The sequence below is a fragment of the Bradyrhizobium sp. Pa8 genome (assembly GCF_052588265.1).
This window is the reverse complement of record NZ_CP176767.1, coordinates 1,935,455-1,953,535: the sequence shown is the minus strand read 5'-3', so window position 1 is coordinate 1,953,535 and position 18,081 is coordinate 1,935,455. Positions and strand designations below refer to the sequence as shown.

Below are 18,081 nucleotides of genomic sequence, written 5' to 3'. Positions count from 1 at the left end.
CTCGGACCAACGTATTCGCACATTCCTGCATTGGCAACAGGGCTCCTCGCGCGCTACGCTCCCCTGCGAGCCTCCTGCTTGCCGATCGAGCAGCGCCACGCCGCGAGACGTTCGGCTGGATGCTGCGCCATCCATTCCGCAAGCTGCGGCGCTCCCATCAGACAGGACTGCATCGTCACGTCAGAGAAATCCGACGTCGTGACGATCTGCTCGTGGCAATCTGTCGGCGACGAGAGGCTGCACAGCACGGCGATGATCTTGATCATGTCACGAGAGCTCCTTCGACGTGCTCGGGCTCTGCGTCGCCGCCCGGGTGGTCGACCGCGGCTCGACGGGCCGCTCGCCCTCGGGATCGGCCGGCGGAAACACGGCGTCATAGATGGCGCGTGCTTCGCGGATCAGTCGCGCACGTTCGCGCTCGGCTCTTGTGACCAGTCGAACAACTTCGCCCATATCGGCTCCACGGGGTGGCATGAGAGGAAACTGACCAGACGCCCTGGTTGGGCGACCGGTGCGCCGCGCAACCCGCAATCACGGGTACGATTCGTATCGCGTGCCGGCTGAACGCGCCGATGACCTCGCCGCATCGACGCTTGATGCCTTTTCGGCGCGCCGCTGATAGTCATTGGCCAGCATCTCGAGACGGCTCGCGACCACGATGTCCGTCATGGTCCGGGCCGCGCGCAGCAGGCTCTGCGCCGTCTCGAGATATTCCTTTCCTCGTCGTGACATCTGCATGGTCATAGGCGCCTCGCGCGGTTTTCTGAAAACATGTCGACAACCGACGGAAATCGACCGAACCAGTCGCGCTCACCCTGCCGGCGCGTCGCCAAACGTTCGACGCACTTCTTCGAGCAAAGGGGCTTTCGCCAAGAGTAGTAGCGGACCAGGCCAAACTTGCCGTCGCACGCGGCACAGCGAGCGGTTCGACTTCCAGAAACTTGGGAACAGTTTGGCATTGTCGTCTCCTCTTGTGGTCGCGTCCGATGTGTCGATCACCTTTTCTGTTGCATCGAGGCAGCCGTATCGACTGTCTTCGACCAAATCTTGCGGCACCAATCGCAACGCCGCCAGTAAAGCCAACCTAGGCGTCCTGCGCGAACATATCTTTCAACAACGCGTCCGATATTGCCCATAAGCACGACTTCCGTCGCGCGCAGGGACGCACCCCGACAACTGTGCGTTTGCGCGATCGCCCGATTCCGGAACTGGATCGACGTCACAGCGACGCACGCATGCACCGTTAATCACAGAGCGTCGAGGCCATGACGGGCGGCGATGGCGACCTTCGTTCGGAGATGCCGGGGTGCGCGGGACGATGGCAAGCTGGCGCTACCGATGAGGATCTGGATTTCTCCGCCATGCTGCGCAATCGGCGGCGCGCGGGTCATCGGCAAGCCTGCGTGCGCGAGATTTCAACCGGACGGCTGCGGCGAGCATGCCGCCTCAGCCGTGAAACGCAAACAGCTCGATCGGATCGCTGAAGCCGCGCACCTCGTATTTGCCGACGTGCTCGAGCTCGAACTCCCGCTCGACCAGCTCGGCGAACGCGCGCGAGAGCAGCACCGGTCGTCCCAGCTGCTTGGTCAGGGCTTCGAGACGGGAGGCCATGTTGACGGCGGGACCGATGACGGTGAAGTCGAGCCGGCTGGACGATCCGATATTGCCGTACATGACGTCGCCGACATGGACGCCGATGCCGTAATTCAGCGGCGCGCGGCCGGTCCCGTTGTTCCGTTCGTTCAGCGCGGCCATGGCCTGCCGGGCTTCGGTCACGGCGCGCAGCAGATTTGCGCAGGCGCTGGGCTCGCTGAGCGGGAAAATGGCGAGCAGGCCGTCGCCGATGAACTTCAGGATTTCGCCGCCGTGCCGCGCGATCGGCTCCGACATCGCGTCGAAATAGTCGTTGAGGAGATCGATGACGTCGTCGCGCGGCCAGTTGTCGGAGATCTTCGTGAAGTCACGGAGGTCGCAGATCATGATCGCGGCACGCACCGTCGTGCCGGTGCCGCGCCGCGTGGCCCCGGCCAGGATGAGCTCGCCGGCATGGGAGCCGACATAGGTCTCGAGCAGCGTTCGCGCCAGGCGGTTCTTGATGCGGATCTCGCTGACCAGCGCCAGCACCGGCAGCAGGTTCTTGAGCGCAACGAGATGCGCGTCGTCGAAGCCGCCGGGGCGATCGGTCGCGAAGGTGACGAGATGGCGCTTGCCGAGTGTGTGGTGGAGCGGCCAGGCGACGTAGTCGGTCAGACCTTTCGCGCGCATCTCGTCATAGACCGCGTGCCTACGGCCGAGCGACGCATCGCCTTCGAGGTTCTCGCGGAGTTCGCTCGCACCGTCCAGCATTTCGCTGACAGGGCTGCCGATAAACTCGGACCGCTCGAGCACGTCGAAGTCGACCCGCGAGATCTTCGCCTCGCGCATGCCATCCAACCACATGAAGGCGGCGCCGAGCCATTGCGGATGCTGGATCCGGACGTGCATCGTCGACCGCTTGAGCGGAATGCCCGCCTGCTGGAGGCGGATGCACATCTCGGCAAAGATGTTGTCGATGAAGCGCTCGTCGCTCGTGCCGTTGGTCAGCCAGTCGACGACGCCGTCGGATAGCGTGGTGGAGCGATTTTGGTCTGGCGCGGTCATATCCTGCCCGTTCATATCGTGGCTTGCGCGGCTGTCCGCATGATCAGGGCAGATATCGTGTTCCGGCGCCGCGGCGTCAACCTAGCCATGTGCATGGATTGTGCGCATCCGCCGGGCGGTTGCGATCTAGCCGACGAGCTGAATCGATCCCAGTACCGCCAGCCCTGAGACGAGTCCCAATCTGGACGCCTCGGTCAGCTCGACCTTCAGCGTGCTGCCGTCGGGGATGACAATATCCTCGCTATTGAGACGAATGCTGCAATCGCCGGAAACCGCGTAAACGAGGTGCGTGCCGGCGGACAAAGGCCGCTCGCCGGGTTCCCTGAGTGCCAGCAGCTCGATCTCCGCCGCACCGCGCCGGGCCATCAGGTTGACGACCTCGACAGGCCCCGCCTCGAGCGCGGTCACGATCTCCATCTCGCCGGCGAAGCGCACCGTCGTAAAAGGTTCACGCTCGTCAAAATCCTGCGTGGGCGACTTCAGCACCAGGCCGCGTCCGCCGACGACCATTTGCAGGCGGTCGATGCCGGGCATGTAGGAGAAGGGACCGGGCGCCACGATCGGTGTGGAGGCAAAGCGCCAGAGCAGGTTGTCCCAATCCTTCGCCGGCGCGTCGGCGCGATGGGCATCCGCGATATCGGTGAAGATGCCGCCACCGTTCTTCCAGGGCGAGCGGGCGTAGTCTTCGGACTTCAGCAGCGTGGTTTTCATGTCTTGAATTTGTCCGGGAAAGCATGTGGCCGAGATCGTCCGCGCATCATGCGCGGGTTGGGCCGGCTTTGCCAACCGGTTTCACCAGCGATGAACTGCCGTCACGCCTTGGCGTCGAGGTTCAGCCTGGTGCTCAGCTCGTTGACGAGCGAATCCACGAACTGGTTCTGATAGGCCGAGATGCCGTTGAAATAGACCGGGCCGCCGGACTGCACCAGCAGGCCGCCGCCGGACACTTCGGCATCCTTGGCGCCGCTCCCGGATTGGGTGTCGAGCTGGCCCATGGCGTCGTCGAGCTGCGCGGCGGTCTTGTCGTCCATCTCGCCATTGGCCTGAAGCGTGGCGAGCAGCGCCTGGTAGGCACTGCCGAGATCGGCTCCCGTCCCCGTCTCGGCGGTGGCGGAGAAGCTGCCGTTGGTCTTGCCGCTATAGCTCTTGTAGGTCAGTGTCTCCGTGGTAGTGCCGTCGCTGTTGGCTCGATTGTCGAGCAACAGCTCGAACGCGCTGCCATAGGCGCCCGTCGTCAGCATGTTCGGATCGTTCGGATTCTTGTTCTTGCTCGCGCCTGTCTTGTCGGAGCCTGCGGTCCAGTTCGGCGGAACGGTGTAGCTGACGTTGGTCACGGCGCGAATTCCTGCGTGCGGTCGAGATTGCGTGGAACGATGAGCAATTTATGTGCCATCAATTCCGGATTGATTTACATCGGCTTTCTCTCCCGGGCCGTTCGCGATGGTGGCCCCTGGCAAAATTTGCCCGGCAAATTGAGCCGCTATTTCGTCCTCAGCGCCACAACCGGTTGCCATGCCGCATCGGGCATCACCGCCGCAAACTGCCGGCAACGCTCGCGCATAAGTTCGGCCGGGCGGTCATGGCCACGCTCGGCAAGCACCGCTTCGAAATCGGCGAGCGCCACCGCAAAGCGTCGCGCGCGATAATTGGCCAATCCCTGTTCGTAGCGCGCAATCCAGCCCGGCATGCTCGCATCTTCGTCGACAATCCCGATCAGCTCGTGGACGGAGAGCCCCTCCTCCCGTCCGTAGACCGCGATGCTGTCGACCTCGCGCGTGACGACGGCGCCACGCGCCAGACGTTCGGTGGTCTCGCCGATCAGGACTTGCGTTCCATAGGATTTGTTCGCGCCTTCGAGACGGCTTGCGACGTTCACGGCATCGCCGATCACGGTGTAGTTCAGCCGCAGCTCCGAACCGATATTGCCGACTAGCATGCGGCCGGAATTGATTCCGATCCGGATCTGGAGCGGCTGGCCGAGGTCGTCGGCGAGGCCGGAGGCCTCGATCGCCCTGCAGCACGCGAGCGCGGCACGGCAGCACCGCGCGGCGTGATCCTCCTGCGGCTGCGGCGCACCCCAGAACGCCATCACGGCGTCGCCGATGAACTTGTCGATGGTGCCGCCATTGGCCACGATGATTTCCGAGGTAATGTCGAGATAGCGCGACAGCAGCGGCACGACGCGGTCGCCGAGCCGCTCGGACAGTCCGGTGAAGCCGGCGATGTCGATGAACATCACGCTCAGCTCCTGGATGCTGCCGCCAGGCCTTGCCTCGACGCCCTGGCGCAGCAGCGCACGGACCAGATCGGCCGGAATGAACTTGCGAAATGCGGAGAGGCCGGAAGCCATCTCGGCGATGGCGCCCGACAGGCTCGCGATCTCCTTGAGGCGCGACGGATGTCGGCGAACCTGCTCCAGCGCAAACGCCTCGACATGGCGAAGCTCGCCGACGACGCGCGACAGCGGCGCGGCGATGACGGAGCGCGCCAGCATCGCCGAAGCCAGCGCGGCGAGCACGGCGCCCAAGGCCAATCCGAGGATCAGGCGTCGCAGCGTCGTCTCGACCGGGCCGAGAAACTCAGCCTCCGGGATCACGGTCGCGAGCGACCAGCCGGGAAACGGCAACGGCGTCAGCGCGACCTCGTAGGCCGCGCCGCCGGACGTGAGCCGGCTGCGCCAGGCCTCCTTGCGGCCGGCCTCGCCGGCTTTTTCGAGCGCCACGCGCGCGAGCGGCAGCAGCGTGGTGTCGCCAAGCGCCGGATGCAGCTCGTCGGCCTCCTTGTCCGGCGCTGCGACGAGCTCGCCACCGTCATCGACGATGAACGCCGTTCCCGTGCGCCCGACCTCGAGCTGCGAGAGGAAGCGCGCAAGCCGCGTGTATTCGATGACGACGGCCAGAACGCCCTGCCTTTCCTGGTAGACGTCGATCGGGCCCGCGAAGGCAATCGAGGGCCGCTCGCCGGTCGGATGGTCCATGACCCTGAACCATTGCGGATCGTTCGCGCTGAGCTCGGCCTTGAACCAGGCCTGATCGGCGACGCGGAAATCGGTCGGCTCGAAGCGGCGATTGGCGAATTCGATATCGCCGGGCACCACGTCATATTCGTCGACGCGGCGCTGGCCGGGATGATCGGCCAACGAGATCTCCATCATCTCCAGTCGGCGGTCGCCGAGCTTGTGCGCCGCGAAGAACGAGCCGTCAGGCCAGCCGAAGGCAACCCAGGAGATCGTCGCCTGCGACTGCAGCTGCGACAGGAAAACGAACTCGCGCTTGTCGGCCTCGCGGGTATCGAGCACATTTTGCAGGAACAGTGTGCGGATCGCGGTATGCGCGGCGCGCGCCTCGTCGACGATGGCTGCGACCTCCTTGCGCACCGCCGCCACGATCTGCTCGTTGATGGTAGAGGCGAGCTGCCGGCTGGTCGCCTCCGCCGTGCGCCACCACAACAGGCTGGAGAGGGCCGCCGTCAGCAGGATCGCAGCCAGGACCAACGCGGACACCGCGAGGCGGATGCTGACCGTCAGCCTTACGATCGCGTGAAGCCGCTGCTCGGGAAAAACCTTCATCACAATTTCCGCCCTGTGGCTGGCCGCTTGATAGCTCTACGCCGCGTGCACCCGTTCGTTACCGTTGGCGGACGCCGGTCGTTGCATCCAATGCTCTCCGGCTAACGTCTCGATAGCGCCAAGGCATTGGATTTAAGCCTGTGCTCGCCCGCTAATCCCGGCTCAGGCGCACCGACCGTGCTTCTGAGCCAATCGGTCTCACGGATTCGTGAGCAGCCCGGCGGTAACGCAGCCTGCGTAACGATCGAACGAGACCATGCGCTTTCGCCTGCCAGGCGATGCACCTCGAAAGGAAAACTCCGATGTCTGCCAAACACGCCATCACCACGCTCGCTCTCGCCGGCGCCATGTCGACTGCACTTGCGACGCTGGCCTCTGCCGCCCCGCTGACCAAGGCCGAAGCCGATGCCGCCGTTGCCGCCAAGAAGGAAAAATGCTTCGGCGTCGCGCTAAAGGGCCAGAACGATTGCGCCGCGGGTCCGGGCACGACCTGCCAGGGCACCTCGACCGTCGACTTCCAGGGCAACGCCTGGAAATTCGTTCAGGGCGGCACCTGCACCAGCATCGATCTGCCGGGCGGCAAGAAGGGCTCGCTGAAGCCGGTTTAACGCCGGGACGTTGTCACCGAAATGAGCGGAGAAACGCGATGAGTACGGCGATCAAGCAAGACAGACCCGTGACGGTGCCGATTCGCTTTCCCGCTCCCGTCGGCGGCGTTGCCGGGACGAGCTTCAAGCCAGAACATTTCCCGGCAATCCAGGCGGCGGAACCTCGCCGAGGGTTCTTCGAAGTCCACGCCGAGAACTACATGGGCGCGGGCGGCCCGCCGCATCGCGCGCTCGAAGCGATCCGCCGCGACCATCCACTGTCGCTGCACGGCGTCTGCATGTCCATCGGCGGCCCCCAACCGCTCGACAAGGCGCATCTGGCGCGCTTCCGCAGCCTCGTCGCCCGCTATCAACCTGCGCTGGTCTCCGAACATCTGGCATGGTCGTCGCACGAGACCAGCTTCTTCAACGACCTGCTGCCGCTACCCTATACCGAAGCGACGCTGGCCTGCGTCTGCGATCACATCGACGAGGTGCAGGAAGCGATCCGCCGTCCGCTGCTGCTGGAAAATCCATCGACCTACGTCGCTTTCCGCGAATCCTCGATGAGCGAGACCGATTTCATTCGCGCCATCGTGGCGCGTACCGGCTGCGGCCTGCTGCTCGACATCAATAATGTTTTTGTGTCCGCCACAAATCACGGTTTCTCCGCGCTCGACTATCTCGCCGATTTTCCCCTTGCCGACGTCGCGGAGATTCATCTCGCCGGTCATGCCGAGCAGACCGATGATGACGGCAATCTCCTGCTCATCGACAGTCACGACGGCCCGGTTGCAGACGCCGTGTGGAAGCTGTTCGAGATCATCCTCGCGCAACGCGGCCCCGTGCCGACACTGATCGAGTGGGACAGCAAGATCCCGCAATGGCCGATCCTGCAAGCCGAGGCCGCCGCTGCGCAAGCGATCCTCGATCGCTGCCAGCCGATTGCGAAGGCGGAGAATCGTCGTGCGGCCTGAACCAGACCTTCGCTTTGCCGCAGCCTTCGCTCAGGCGCTGCTCGATCCCGCGCGCGAGGTGCCCTCGACAGTGGCAGGGCGGGACGGCAAGCCGGCAGGCCGGCGCTATGACGTCTACCGCAACAACGTCACGGTCAGCCTGATCGACGCACTGGCCGCGATCTATCCGGCGGTGCAGCGCATCACCGGCAGCGAATTTTTCCGGGCCATGGCGCGCTTCCATATTCGTAGCAGGCCGCCGACCTCGCCACTACTGTTCGACTACGGGTGCGGTTTCCCGGATTTCATCGCAGCTTACGAGCATGCGCGGGACATGCCGTGGCTCGCCGACGTCGCGCGCATCGAGCGCGCCTGGCTCGATGCCTATCATGCCATGGATGCATCACCGCTGTCGCCGTCACGCTTGTCCGCAATCGCGGCGGACCGGCTCGGCGATCTCGTTTTCACGCCGCACCCGGCGGCGCAGATCGCACGATCGCAATATTCGGCCGTGACGATCTTCGCCGCCAACCGCGACGCCGCTCCGGCTTCGCGCATCGACGCCTCCGTGCCGGAGGACGCCCTGATCGCCAGGCCCGCATACGACGTCGTGGTGCGCCACCTTCCTCCCGGCGGCGCCGTCTTTGCCATTTGCCTCTTGTCCGGCCAGCCACTCGGCGCGGCCGCGACGATGGCGCTCGACGCGTCAGTTGAATTCGACCTTGCGGCGAACATCGCCGGCCTCGTCGAGGCCGGCGCATTCACCTCGTTCGCTTCCGGAGACGCATCATGATCACGGACCAACGCATGCCCGCAAGCACCAACCTTCCACCCCTCGGGCTGCTCGTCGACAAGGCCAATCACCTGGTGCAGACCATTGCAGCCCCGTCGCTTGTTCAACTCGTGCTGCGCGTGGCGCTTGCAGTTCCGTTCTGGCGCTCGGGTATCCTCAAATGGGGCGGCTTCCTCAGGCTGAACGACACAGCCGTGACGCTGTTCAGCGACGAGTTCATGCTGCATCTGCCGGGTGGGCCCTATCACTTCCCGGCGCCGACGGTGATGGCCTTCCTGTCCGGGTGCGGCGAGATCACGTTTCCAATCCTGCTGATCCTGGGGCTCGGCACGCGATTCGCCGGGCTTGGGCTCCTGTTCATGACCCTGATCGTCGAGCTCACCGTGCCCGATGGCTGGCCGATTCACCTCACCTGGGCTGCGATGGCGCTCGCCATCATGGCTTACGGACCGGGGCGCGTGTCGCTGGACCATCTGCTCGGCCGCGCACTATTGTCCGAGCGATAGATGGGCGCCCCGGGGCGGGAGCCGCTCTCCGTGGTCGGCGGCACCGAGTTGCAGATCACCCTACGCGAGCACGCCATGCCGGCCTGCCTCACGCGCACCGGGCGCAACGAATTCGAGCGTCTGCTCGACATGCTCGCTGCGCGCGTGCCGCAATGGGCCGCGCTCGACGAGCTCTGAGCGCAGGGCGGACGCGCTTCGGTTCCCCTTTCCGCCCTTCCCCCTGCCCCCTGCCACCTGCCCCCGCCCGGCGGCGATTTAGGTCAGAAATCTACCCCTTTTGGGTACCTTGCACGAAGCTTGGAGCGTCGCATAATCCAGGCACTTAGCTAAAGGTAATCGGTTCGCGCTTCGGCCAGGCAATTGCGTAACGCGCTCCTCTGAGTGGGAGGATTGCAATGCCCGTGTTGGACTTGCCGTATTGGTTGATCATTGCAGGCTCCGCGTTGGTATTGGGCGGGCTCATTGGCTTAGGGATCAGCCGCAACAAGCGGGTTGAGAGCGATCCCATTCTGCTCCCGGGCGATTTGACGGCATGGCGAACCGAGGGATCAGAGACCTCGGACCTTGCGGCTGCCCGGGATTCGCACAGGTAGGCACTGACGGCTTGCGCCCGTGGCCCATTTCTGCGGAGCAAACTCTGGAGAGAGACATGACCCTGCACTTTACGCGCGTCGAGACTCCGGTGCATGAACTTGAAATCTGGATGGCGTGCAGCGGCGGATTTTCGTTTGTGATCAGCAACGAAAGCCGCACCGGTCCCGGCCTTCATGGAAAGCCGGGCCTGGTTGCCTCATGGCGACCGGTCGAAGAAAACAAGTCCGCAATCAAGCTTGGCGGCTCCCCCTTCAGTACCTTCGCCGAAGCCGAGAAGGCCTGCGAGGCCCTCCTGGAAACACTCGAACAGATGAGCGCATCGCAAACTCCGACGATTGCGTCCCCGCCGCAATGAAGTGAGACTCTGCTCGCCGGGGCATCGAATTCCGCGGCGCCGGATTGCGCTGGCGTCTTACATTCCGCTCAGGCCGCTATCGACCGCAAGCGTCTGTGCGGTGACGTAGACGCTTTCATCCGACAGGAAGAACAGCACTGCAAAGGCGATCTCCCAGGCGGTGGCCTGGCGGCCGAAGGGGACGTGGCTCTTGCCGCGGCTGGGGCGGCCGGCGCCGGCCTCGCGGCCGTTCGGGGTGTCGACGAGGCCGGGATAGACGAGGTTGGCGCGGATGCCGCGGCGCGAGCCGAGATGGGCGATGTTTCGCATCAGGCCACCGAGCGCGGCTTTTGAAGAGTCATACACCGCCATCTGCGAGCCGGCTTTCAGCGCGGCGATCGAGGAGATGAAGACGACGGCGCCGCCATTGTCGAATTTCGACATCGCCGCGCGGCAACAGAGCATGGGACCGCGAACGTTGACGTCGTAGATCCTGTTCCACTCCTCGGGGCTGACGGCATCGAGCCCGACCTTGCCGAAGGTACCGATGTTCAGCACCATGCCGTCGAGACCGCCCATCGCGCGATGCGCTTCCTCGATCATGCGCTGGACGTCGGCCTCCGACGTGACGTCAGCAGTGATGGCAAAGCCCTCGCCGCCTTCGTCGGTGATGTGCTTGACGGTTTGTTGTGCGGACGTCCGGTTGAGATCGGCCACCGCGACCTTCGCCCCCTCGCGCGCGCACAAAATGCTCATGGCGCGGCCGTTGCCGATCGGGTCGGTGGCGGCGTCGAACACGCGCTGGCCGCCGCCGACGATCAGGATGCGGCGCCCTTTCAGCCGTCCCCTGCCCGGGGCTTCGCCCAATGACTCAGCGCTCGGCGGACGGACGTAACGGTCCGGCTTGGTCTCGGAATTCTCAGACATGCGATCCGCCTACTTCTTGCCGCCGTCATAGACTTTCATGCCGGCCGCGGGATCGAGATCGGTCTCGGTGGCCTCGGTGAGGCGCGCCATCATCATGTAGAAGCCCAGCGCGACGATGGATTCGACGATCTCCTGGTCGCTGAAGTGGCGGCGAGCGGCAGCAAAGGTCACCTCGGGAACGCGGACGTTCTCGACGACCTGCCGGCCGAACTTCAGCAAGGCGCGTTCGGGCTCGCTCAGCGCCGCAGCATCGTAGTCGCTGCGCTCCACCGCATCAATCTGTCCTTGCGTGCAGCCGACGCCGAGCGCGATCGGCACGTGCTGGCGCCATTCATAGGCGCCGCCTTCGAGCTGGGCGGCCTGCAGGATCAGCAGCTCGCGATTCACCGCACTGAGCTTCTGCTTGTGCAGAATCGAATTGCCGAGCCGCATCGCCGGGATCATGTTGGCCTCGGCATGGGCCATCATGCGAAAGATGTTGAGCTTGACCGGCATGCGATCGAACGAGGCGCGGATGTCGCCGCTCGTGGTCTCCGGATCAATCAGGGGCAGCCTTGCCACGCGTCTCTCCCTTGGGTTTTCGTTTCTTGTTGTCTTCGTCGTTGCCCGCCGCGATCAGCGACAGGAAGAAAGCGAGATAGCGGTCGATCGCCTCGACCACCTTCGACCGCGACGAGGGTGCCGCGCCCATCACGTAATGCTCGAGGCGGATGTAGATCAGGCCGGCGGCGAACAGCCGCGCGGTCTCGCGCGGATCCGGTGTCGAGACGAGGCCGGCGAGCGCAAAGCCGCGAAAGTAATCCGTCATCATGCTCTGCTCGCGCGCGTAAAAATGGTCGGCGAATTTGGCGCGGATGCCGGGCACGCGGTTACGCTCTGCGGTGATGACTTTCTGGAACTGATGCTCACGCGGGTCGGACCATTGCTCGACGAGATCAAGCGCGAACTGACGGCAGAATGCAGCGGGCTGGCGCGCGAGCTGCTTGTAGCGCTGCTCTTCCAATCGGCTCGCCGAACTGGCGGGGCCATGCTCGGCCACGATCGCTTCGAGGATCGCGGCCTTGCCGGGGAAGTGATTGTAGAGGCTGCTCTCGCGGATGCCGACGCGCCGTGCAAGCTCGCGCATCGAGGCGCCGCCATAGCCGCTCTGCGCAAACAGATTGAGCGCTTCGGAGATGATGCGCTCGCGGGTCGTGGGCGCAGCCGCTTCCGCCGCGCTGGTGGTGTGAACAGCCATGCGGCTTGACTAACGAACGATCGTTCGCTAGTCAACCGTACGAACGATCGTTCGTTTCGTCAGTCTGGCGGCAACGGTCGCGGCCCGCAAGTCCGCTTCGGGCGTGTTCTCGCGTTTCAACTCCGCTCCAATGAGAGGCGGAGAGCAATTTTGGGGAGACGACGTCATGGCGCGCTTTGCCCGCCTTCGCCTTCGTGCGGCCTGCATCCTGTTGCCGCTGCTCGCAGCAAGCGCCGTTCAGGCCCAAAGCGCAAAATACGATCCCGGCGCCGACGACAAGACCATCAAGATCGGCACCACCGCCCCGCTGAGCGGACCGGTCTCGGCCTTCGCGCAGATCGCGAAATCGGCGGAAGCCTATTTCCGCAAGGTGAACGACGACGGCGGCGTCAACGGACGGCGCATCCAGATGATCATTACCGATGATGCCTACAGCCCGCCGAAGACGGTGGAGCAGACGCGGCGGCTGGTCGAGAGCGAGGAGGTGCTGCTGATTTTCGGCGGCGTCGGCACGCCGACCAACAGCGCCGTGCACAAATATCTCAACGACCGCAAGGTGCCGCAGCTTTTCCTCGGCTCGGGCGCCGCGAAATGGGACGATCCCAAGAACTTTCCGTGGACCGTCGGCTGGCAGCCGACCTATCGCGACGAGGCCATCGCCTACGCCAAATATATCAAGGCGAGCCACGCCAATGCGAAGATCGGCGTGCTCTACCAGAACGACGATCTCGGCAAGGACTATCTGAAGGCGCTGGAGGAAGGGCTCGGCAGTGGCGAGGCGATCGTCGCGCGCGCGGCCTACGAGACCTCGGCGCCGACCGTGGACACGCAAATCCTGCAACTGAAGACCGCCGGCGCTGACGTGGTGCTGGTGGCAGCGACGCCGAAATTCGCAGCGCAAGCGATCCGCAAGATCGGCGAGATCGGCTGGAAGCCTGTCACCATCATCTCCAACGTCTCCGCCTCGATCAGCGGCGTGCTGGAGCCGGCCGGCAAGGACAATTCCACCGGAATCATCTCCAGCCAGTATCTGAAGGACGCGACCGATCCGGCCAACAAGGATGATGCCGGCTATAAGGAATGGCTGGCGTTCATGGACAAGTACCTGCCGGACGCCAACAAGAGCGACTGGCTCAATGTCTACGGCTACACCATCGCGCAGACGCTGGTGACGGTGTTGAAGGCCTCCGGCAACGACCTCACCCGCGCCAATGTGATGAAGCAGGCCACGACGCTCAAGGACGTAAAGCTGCCGATGCTGATCAACGGCACCGCGGTGAACAATTCGCCCGAGCATTACACGCCGATGACGAGCCTTCAGCTCATCCGCTTCGACGGCACGCGCTGGGTGCCGTTCGGCGATCTCCTGAAGAACTGAGCCAATGCGGCAGGTCAAGGTCGGCAGCATGCGGGTCGATCTCGTCAGCGAGATCCCCGCGCTCGCCTTCGACAAGACCTGGCTGTTCGCGAACGTCACCGATCAGGTGATCGCGGAAAACCGGAGCTGGCTCGATCACCGCTATATCGAGCCGGAGACCGGACGCTTCATCCTCAGCCACCACTCCTATCTCGTGCGCACGCCGCGCTGGACCGCCATCGTCGACACCTGCTGCGGCAATCACAAGCCGCGGCCGCGCGTGCCGGTGTGGAACGACCTCAACCAGCCCTACCTCGAAAACATGCAGGCGCTGGGCGTCGCCCCTGAAGAGATCGACTTCGTGATGTGCACGCATCTGCATGTCGATCACGTCGGCTGGAACACGCGCCTCATCGACGGCCGCTGGGTGCCGACCTTCCCGAACGCGCGCTATCTGATGGGCCGCGATGAGTACCGCCATTTCGAGGCCGCGCACAAGGCTGCGCCGAAGAGCCCGGTGAACCATGGCTCGTTCGAGGACTCCGTGCTGCCGGTGGTCGCGGCCGGCCTTGCCGAATTCGTCGAGACCGACCATCGCCTGTTTAGCGATCGCGACGCCGCCCTGCGCTTCGCACCGGCGCCGGGGCACACCGCCGGCAATATGCAGATCCATCTCAACGGCGGCCACGATCATGCGGTGATGTCGGGCGACGTCATCCATCATCCGATCCAGTGCGCCGCACCGTGGCTGTCCAATGCCGCCGATGTCGATCCGGCCGCGGCAGTGGCGACACGAATGGCGCTGCTGGAAGAGCTCGCGGATACGCCGAGCTATCTGCTCACCGGCCATTTTCCGGCGCCGACCGCGGGGCACGTGATCCGGCACGGCGACGCCTACAGATTTCGTTTCGAGGAATCGGGGGAAACATCATGATGCTGTGCACCGCCACGCTCTCGTTGCTCGCATTGTTGTCGGCGGCATTGCCGGCGAAGGCTGAGGATCCCGCGGCCTATCCCACCCACAAGATCAGGATGCTTCTGCCCTACGCGGCCGGCGGCGGTGGCGACGTGATCGGGCGGCTGCTCGCCGACAAGATGGGCAAGACGCTCGGACAGAGTATCTATATCGAGAACCACACCGGCGCTGCCGGCACGCTCGGCACGCAGATGGTCGCGACATCAGCGAATGACGGCTACACCATCACCGTCGGCGGCATGACCACGCATGTGCTGGCGCCGGCGATCTATCCAAAATTGCCTTACGATTCGATCAAGGATTTTACGACGATCGGGCGGATCGGGACCTCCTCGATCATGCTGGTGGCGACCAGAGATTTTGCCGCCAATGACATCAAGGGCCTGATTGCACTCGCCAAGAAAGGAGAACCGATCCAGTACGGAAGCTGGGGCGTCGGCTCGACCGGGCAATTCTGCGCGGAAATCCTGATGCAGCAGACCGGCATCAAGATGGATCACGTGCCGTTCAACGGCATTGCCAAGCTCGCGGGCGACCTGCTCGGCGGCCACATCTCGCTGGCGACGCTCGACATGGCAACCGCGACGCCGCTGGTGAAGGACGGCTCGATCAAGGCGCTGGCCGCCTGCGGCGAGCGCTCGCCGAGCCTGCCTGACGTCGCGACCTACAAGGAGCAGGGCGTGCCGTTCGACCGCAGCCTGTCCTGGGCGATGTATGCGCCCGCGGGCCTCGCTCCGCCGATCGCACAGAAATTGTCGGCGGCACTGAAGGAAGCGCTCGGCGATGCCGAGGTGAAGGAAAAGCTCCTCGGGCTCGGCATCACGCCGCAATTCGTGCCCGGCGAGGAGCAGCGCAACATCAACGCCCGCGACATCGCGGCCTGGAAGCAGGTTGCCAAGGATGCGGGGATCGAGGTCAAGTGAGCAACATGACAACAGGAGCGCGGGCATGAGCCGCATCTTCGGCGCGGTGCGCCAGAACGGATATGTGGTGCGGGACATTCACGCCGCGATGAAGCACTGGATCGAAACCATGGGCGTCGGCCCCTGGTACTACATGGACCGCGTCAAGACCGACTGGTTCCGCCATCGCGGCCAGGACTCCGCGGTCGAGATGAGCATTGCGCTCGCCAATTCCGGCGATCTCCAGATCGAGCTGATCCAGCAGCGCAACGACGCGCCTTCGCTGTACAAGGAGTTTTTGGACGCCGGCCATGAGGGCCTCCAGCACATGTCCTACTGGAGCCACGACTACCAGGCGCTCTACGACAAGGCGATCGGTCTCGGCTACCGGATCGGCCATGAGGGCCAGATCGGCGGCGACAAGGGGCGCTTTGCCTATTTCGACACGCAGGCCCACCCAGGAACCATCATCGAAATCTCCGACATCAGCGGCACCAAGGGGCCGTTCTTCGAGAAGGTCCGGCAGGCGGCGTTGACCTGGGACGGCACGCGGGCGATCCGCGAGGTCGGCGGAGCGAAACCCTAGCACCCGATCGCCGGCTTGCGCCCGGAAGAGGCTACTGCTGCGGTGAAACCGCGATCCATGGTAGCATGAACCTCGTGTCCGAACCTTCAGCGAGGCAAGCATGTCCAACACTGACAAGGTTTTCGCCGGCTCGATCCCGAAGCTGTACGACGAGTATCTCGTCCCGATGATCTTCTCCGTTTATGCAGAGGACATCGCAAGGCGCGTCGCGGCCCGCTCTCCTTCGGTGCTGCTCGAGATCGCAGCGGGCACCGGTGCCGTGACGCGCGCCGTGGCGGCGGCGTTGCCGCGCGGCGTCCGTTATGTCGCGACCGACCTCAACGAGCCGATGCTTGCGGTCGCCGCGCAGCGTCAGGGGGATGACGATCGCATCACCTGGCGCCAGGCGGACGGAATGGCCCTGCCCTTCGGCGACGCCGAGTTCGACCTGGTCTGCTGCCAGTTCGGCGCGATGTTCTTTCCGGACCGCGTCGGGGCCTACGGGGAAGTGAAGCGCGTCCTCAAGCCGGACGGCACGTTCGTGTTCAATGTCTGGGATCGCATCGAGGACAATGTGCTCTCGCATGAAGCGACGATCGCGCTCGGCAAGATGTTTCCCGACGACCCGCCCCGCTTCATGATCCGGACGCCGCACGGCTATCACGACAAGGCCGTCATCAGAGCCGATCTCGAACGTGCGGGCTTCCGCGACATATCGATCGAAACGCGATCCGAAATCAGCCGCGCGCCGTCAGCCGAGTATGTCGCGATCGCGCTCTGCCAGGGCACGCCGCTGCGCAGCGAGATCGAGGCCAGGGATGCCAGCAAGCTTCAGGCTGCGACCGACCTCGTCGCCGAGGCGCTCCGATCGCGCCATGGGTCCGGAGCGGTCGAAGGCAAGATTCAGGCGATCGTGATCGAGGCGCGGCCGTAGGTGCGGACCCTCAGCGCAGGTTTGCGCGAAGCTCGCGCACGCCGCGTCCGAGCCGTTCCCGCAAGAGCGTCCGGAGCGTCGCGCCGTCCTCATAGCCGACCTCGGCGGCGATCGCATCGACGCCGAGACCACTGCCATGCAGCAGCGACTGCGCGCGCTCGACTCGCAGATCCTGAAAGTAGGAGAGCGGAGACTTACCGAGCACCGACTCGCACCGGCGCTGCAAGGTGCGTGCGCTCGTCGCGAGCGCACTGGCGGCCTCCTGCAGCGAAAACCCTTGCTTGAGATGTTCGCGCGCCCAGCGCTCGAAACGCTGGATGAGCGGATCGGCCTGCGCGAGGTGATTGGGAATGATGAAGGGCGCCTGCAGGGAGCGCAGGTCGGCGAGCAGATAGCGCGACACGACGGCCGCGAGCTCGGGGCTCGCCTGGCGTATGAACCACAGCGCAAGATCGAGATGCCCCATCGCAGCGCCCGCCGTGACGACGCGGTCCGATGTCACCAGCATGCGTGTCTCATCGAGACGAACATTGGGGTAGCGTTGGCGAAACAAGGGTGACAGCCACCACGTGGTGGTCGCGTCCCGTCCATCGAGCAGCCCCGCCTCCGCCAGCACGAAGGTACCGATGCAGGACGCGGCGATGCGCGCGCCTTCGGCGTACCAGGACTGGAGCTGTTTCACGGCCTCTCTGACATCGCGCCGGTCGAGCGCCGGAATCAGCTGTTCCGGCCGGCTCGTATTCAACGCCGGCACGATGACCCAGTCCGGCTTCAGATCGGACGTTACCGATTTGACGGGGATCGCAAAGCCCTGCCCGGATCGGACCTTCTTCCGCACGCCGACAATTGAGACATCGAAATGGGGCGCTCCGCCCGTTTGAGCGGCTGCGAAATTGTTGGCGATCTTGAACGCATCGAGCGTCACGGTCAGCCCGGTGTCCCAAAATCCCTCGAGCGCGAGCAATTGAATGCGCATGGCGGAAACGCTCTCAAAGTTGTCGTTTACGACAATACCCTTCGAACGGAAGCAAGCCTAGCTTGCGATGGAACGGCAACCGGAACAAAGGCTTCCATAGCGATCGATAGATAAGGGCAATCATCTGAACAAACAACGCTATTCCAGATGCGCGCTCAAGGAAGCGATGGCGTAAAAGCCTCTAAAAATGGCGTTTCTGCCAACATTGCAGGAGGTCCTTGATCCGATG

At 64.3% G+C, this 18,081-nt stretch carries 23 protein-coding genes; 11 read left to right on the top strand and 12 right to left on the bottom strand.

The features are described from left to right. Positions 1 to 53 precede the first annotated feature (53 nt). From ACKWRH_RS08880 to ACKWRH_RS08845, 8 genes are all read right to left on the bottom strand, one after another. Positions 54 to 266, bottom strand: a complete 213-nt coding sequence (locus ACKWRH_RS08880; protein WP_445220189.1) for a hypothetical protein — start codon at positions 264 to 266, stop codon at positions 54 to 56. A gap of 1 nt (position 267) precedes the next feature. Further along, positions 268 to 453 carry a hypothetical protein gene (locus ACKWRH_RS08875; protein WP_445220188.1) on the bottom strand — a complete coding sequence of 62 codons (186 nt, stop codon included), beginning with the start codon at positions 451 to 453 and terminating at the stop codon, positions 268 to 270. Between the two features lie 78 nt (positions 454 to 531). Further along, the gene (locus ACKWRH_RS08870) at positions 532 to 744 is read right to left on the bottom strand and encodes a hypothetical protein (protein WP_445220187.1); all 213 of its coding nucleotides are present in this window, start codon (positions 742 to 744) and stop codon (positions 532 to 534) included. 66 nt (positions 745 to 810) lie between these two features. Continuing rightward, positions 811 to 1,083 (bottom strand): hypothetical protein, encoded by a 273-nt coding sequence (locus ACKWRH_RS08865; RefSeq protein WP_445220186.1) that lies wholly within the window; start codon positions 1,081 to 1,083, stop codon positions 811 to 813. Positions 1,084 to 1,446: 363 nt separating this feature from the next. Continuing rightward, positions 1,447 to 2,640, bottom strand: coding sequence for an adenylate/guanylate cyclase domain-containing protein (locus tag ACKWRH_RS08860; RefSeq protein WP_445220185.1), 1,194 nt, complete (start codon positions 2,638 to 2,640; stop codon positions 1,447 to 1,449). 126 nt (positions 2,641 to 2,766) lie between these two features. Then, a complete protein-coding gene (locus tag ACKWRH_RS08855; RefSeq protein ID WP_445220184.1) occupies positions 2,767 to 3,351 on the bottom strand; it encodes a HutD/Ves family protein in 585 nt (194 codons plus the stop codon). Positions 3,352 to 3,452: 101 nt separating this feature from the next. Beyond that, positions 3,453 to 3,974: a hypothetical protein gene (locus tag ACKWRH_RS08850; protein WP_445220183.1), complete on the bottom strand. Its 522-nt coding sequence runs from the start codon at positions 3,972 to 3,974 to the stop codon at positions 3,453 to 3,455. A gap of 146 nt (positions 3,975 to 4,120) precedes the next feature. After that, positions 4,121 to 6,208 (bottom strand): adenylate/guanylate cyclase domain-containing protein, encoded by a 2,088-nt coding sequence (locus tag ACKWRH_RS08845; RefSeq protein ID WP_445220182.1) that lies wholly within the window; start codon positions 6,206 to 6,208, stop codon positions 4,121 to 4,123. 302 nt (positions 6,209 to 6,510) lie between these two features. On the opposite strand from ACKWRH_RS08845, the gene ACKWRH_RS08840 reads away from it, so the two are divergent. From ACKWRH_RS08840 to ACKWRH_RS08815, 6 genes are all read left to right on the top strand, one after another. Beyond that, complete coding sequence (locus ACKWRH_RS08840; protein WP_445220181.1) at positions 6,511 to 6,816, top strand: BufA1 family periplasmic bufferin-type metallophore; 306 nt, start codon at positions 6,511 to 6,513, stop codon at positions 6,814 to 6,816. A gap of 38 nt (positions 6,817 to 6,854) precedes the next feature. Continuing rightward, entirely contained in the window at positions 6,855 to 7,772 is a 918-nt protein-coding gene (gene bufB, locus ACKWRH_RS08835; RefSeq protein ID WP_445220180.1) for an MNIO family bufferin maturase, read from the top strand. Further along, the gene (locus ACKWRH_RS08830) at positions 7,762 to 8,544 is read left to right on the top strand and encodes an HvfC/BufC N-terminal domain-containing protein (protein WP_445220179.1); all 783 of its coding nucleotides are present in this window, start codon (positions 7,762 to 7,764) and stop codon (positions 8,542 to 8,544) included. The genes bufB and ACKWRH_RS08830 overlap by 11 nt, the downstream gene beginning before the upstream one ends. Beyond that, positions 8,541 to 9,050, top strand: coding sequence for a DoxX family protein (locus ACKWRH_RS08825; protein WP_445220178.1), 510 nt, complete (start codon positions 8,541 to 8,543; stop codon positions 9,048 to 9,050). Before ACKWRH_RS08830 ends, ACKWRH_RS08825 begins: the two co-directional genes overlap by 4 nt. After that, on the top strand, positions 9,051 to 9,227 hold the full coding sequence (locus tag ACKWRH_RS08820; RefSeq protein ID WP_445220177.1) for a hypothetical protein: 177 nt from the start codon (positions 9,051 to 9,053) through the stop codon (positions 9,225 to 9,227). Positions 9,228 to 9,699: 472 nt separating this feature from the next. Further along, complete coding sequence (locus tag ACKWRH_RS08815) at positions 9,700 to 9,999, top strand: hypothetical protein (protein ID WP_445220176.1); 300 nt, start codon at positions 9,700 to 9,702, stop codon at positions 9,997 to 9,999. A 57-nt stretch (positions 10,000 to 10,056) separates the two neighbouring features. On the opposite strand, the gene ACKWRH_RS08810 is transcribed toward ACKWRH_RS08815, so the two are convergent. From ACKWRH_RS08810 to ACKWRH_RS08800, 3 genes are read right to left on the bottom strand one after another with little or no spacing between them, the layout of a single operon-like run. After that, the gene (locus ACKWRH_RS08810) at positions 10,057 to 10,905 is read right to left on the bottom strand and encodes an SDR family NAD(P)-dependent oxidoreductase (protein WP_445220175.1); all 849 of its coding nucleotides are present in this window, start codon (positions 10,903 to 10,905) and stop codon (positions 10,057 to 10,059) included. Between the two features lie 9 nt (positions 10,906 to 10,914). Continuing rightward, entirely contained in the window at positions 10,915 to 11,466 is a 552-nt protein-coding gene (locus tag ACKWRH_RS08805; protein WP_445220174.1) for a carboxymuconolactone decarboxylase family protein, read from the bottom strand. Further along, entirely contained in the window at positions 11,444 to 12,142 is a 699-nt protein-coding gene (locus ACKWRH_RS08800; protein ID WP_445220173.1) for a TetR/AcrR family transcriptional regulator, read from the bottom strand. The genes ACKWRH_RS08805 and ACKWRH_RS08800 overlap by 23 nt, the downstream gene beginning before the upstream one ends. Positions 12,143 to 12,308: 166 nt before the next feature. On the opposite strand from ACKWRH_RS08800, the gene ACKWRH_RS08795 reads away from it, so the two are divergent. The 5 genes from ACKWRH_RS08795 (at position 12,309) to ACKWRH_RS08775 (ending at position 16,876) form a co-directional block, all read left to right on the top strand. Beyond that, complete coding sequence (locus tag ACKWRH_RS08795; protein ID WP_445220172.1) at positions 12,309 to 13,520, top strand: ABC transporter substrate-binding protein; 1,212 nt, start codon at positions 12,309 to 12,311, stop codon at positions 13,518 to 13,520. 4 nt (positions 13,521 to 13,524) lie between these two features. After that, the gene (locus tag ACKWRH_RS08790) at positions 13,525 to 14,433 is read left to right on the top strand and encodes an MBL fold metallo-hydrolase (RefSeq protein WP_445220171.1); all 909 of its coding nucleotides are present in this window, start codon (positions 13,525 to 13,527) and stop codon (positions 14,431 to 14,433) included. Further along, positions 14,430 to 15,398, top strand: coding sequence for a Bug family tripartite tricarboxylate transporter substrate binding protein (locus tag ACKWRH_RS08785; RefSeq protein WP_445220170.1), 969 nt, complete (start codon positions 14,430 to 14,432; stop codon positions 15,396 to 15,398). The genes ACKWRH_RS08790 and ACKWRH_RS08785 overlap by 4 nt, the downstream gene beginning before the upstream one ends. 25 nt (positions 15,399 to 15,423) lie before the next feature. After that, the gene (locus ACKWRH_RS08780) at positions 15,424 to 15,963 is read left to right on the top strand and encodes a VOC family protein (RefSeq protein ID WP_445220169.1); all 540 of its coding nucleotides are present in this window, start codon (positions 15,424 to 15,426) and stop codon (positions 15,961 to 15,963) included. Positions 15,964 to 16,063: 100 nt separating this feature from the next. Continuing rightward, positions 16,064 to 16,876, top strand: a complete 813-nt coding sequence (locus ACKWRH_RS08775; protein ID WP_445220168.1) for a class I SAM-dependent methyltransferase — start codon at positions 16,064 to 16,066, stop codon at positions 16,874 to 16,876. 10 nt (positions 16,877 to 16,886) lie between these two features. On the opposite strand, the gene ACKWRH_RS08770 is transcribed toward ACKWRH_RS08775, so the two are convergent. Then, positions 16,887 to 17,852 carry a GlxA family transcriptional regulator gene (locus ACKWRH_RS08770; RefSeq protein ID WP_445220167.1) on the bottom strand — a complete coding sequence of 322 codons (966 nt, stop codon included), beginning with the start codon at positions 17,850 to 17,852 and terminating at the stop codon, positions 16,887 to 16,889. Between the last annotated feature and the right edge of the window lie 229 nt (positions 17,853 to 18,081).

Bases quoted from the DNA above. Each gene is read 5' to 3' on its own strand.
- ACKWRH_RS08855 (WP_445220184.1), bottom strand. From the start codon at position 3,351: ATGAAAACCACGCTGCTGAAGTCCGAAGACTACGCCCGCTCGCCCTGG.
- ACKWRH_RS08870 (WP_445220187.1), bottom strand. From the start codon at position 744: ATGACCATGCAGATGTCACGACGAGGAAAGGAATATCTCGAGACGGCG.
- ACKWRH_RS08880 (WP_445220189.1), bottom strand. From the start codon at position 266: ATGATCAAGATCATCGCCGTGCTGTGCAGCCTCTCGTCGCCGACAGAT.
- ACKWRH_RS08840 (WP_445220181.1), top strand. From the start codon at position 6,511: ATGTCTGCCAAACACGCCATCACCACGCTCGCTCTCGCCGGCGCCATG.
- ACKWRH_RS08825 (WP_445220178.1), top strand. From the start codon at position 8,541: ATGATCACGGACCAACGCATGCCCGCAAGCACCAACCTTCCACCCCTC.
- ACKWRH_RS08810 (WP_445220175.1), bottom strand. From the start codon at position 10,905: ATGTCTGAGAATTCCGAGACCAAGCCGGACCGTTACGTCCGTCCGCCG.
- ACKWRH_RS08775 (WP_445220168.1), top strand. From the start codon at position 16,064: ATGTCCAACACTGACAAGGTTTTCGCCGGCTCGATCCCGAAGCTGTAC.
- ACKWRH_RS08820 (WP_445220177.1), top strand. From the start codon at position 9,051: ATGGGCGCCCCGGGGCGGGAGCCGCTCTCCGTGGTCGGCGGCACCGAG.
- ACKWRH_RS08795 (WP_445220172.1), top strand. From the start codon at position 12,309: ATGGCGCGCTTTGCCCGCCTTCGCCTTCGTGCGGCCTGCATCCTGTTG.
- ACKWRH_RS08790 (WP_445220171.1), top strand. From the start codon at position 13,525: ATGCGGCAGGTCAAGGTCGGCAGCATGCGGGTCGATCTCGTCAGCGAG.
- ACKWRH_RS08785 (WP_445220170.1), top strand. From the start codon at position 14,430: ATGATGCTGTGCACCGCCACGCTCTCGTTGCTCGCATTGTTGTCGGCG.
- ACKWRH_RS08860 (WP_445220185.1), bottom strand. From the start codon at position 2,640: ATGACCGCGCCAGACCAAAATCGCTCCACCACGCTATCCGACGGCGTC.
- bufB (WP_445220180.1), top strand. From the start codon at position 6,855: ATGAGTACGGCGATCAAGCAAGACAGACCCGTGACGGTGCCGATTCGC.
- ACKWRH_RS08875 (WP_445220188.1), bottom strand. From the start codon at position 453: ATGGGCGAAGTTGTTCGACTGGTCACAAGAGCCGAGCGCGAACGTGCG.
- ACKWRH_RS08800 (WP_445220173.1), bottom strand. From the start codon at position 12,142: ATGGCTGTTCACACCACCAGCGCGGCGGAAGCGGCTGCGCCCACGACC.
- ACKWRH_RS08845 (WP_445220182.1), bottom strand. From the start codon at position 6,208: ATGAAGGTTTTTCCCGAGCAGCGGCTTCACGCGATCGTAAGGCTGACG.
- ACKWRH_RS08770 (WP_445220167.1), bottom strand. From the start codon at position 17,852: ATGCGCATTCAATTGCTCGCGCTCGAGGGATTTTGGGACACCGGGCTG.
- ACKWRH_RS08780 (WP_445220169.1), top strand. From the start codon at position 15,424: ATGAGCCGCATCTTCGGCGCGGTGCGCCAGAACGGATATGTGGTGCGG.
- ACKWRH_RS08815 (WP_445220176.1), top strand. From the start codon at position 9,700: ATGACCCTGCACTTTACGCGCGTCGAGACTCCGGTGCATGAACTTGAA.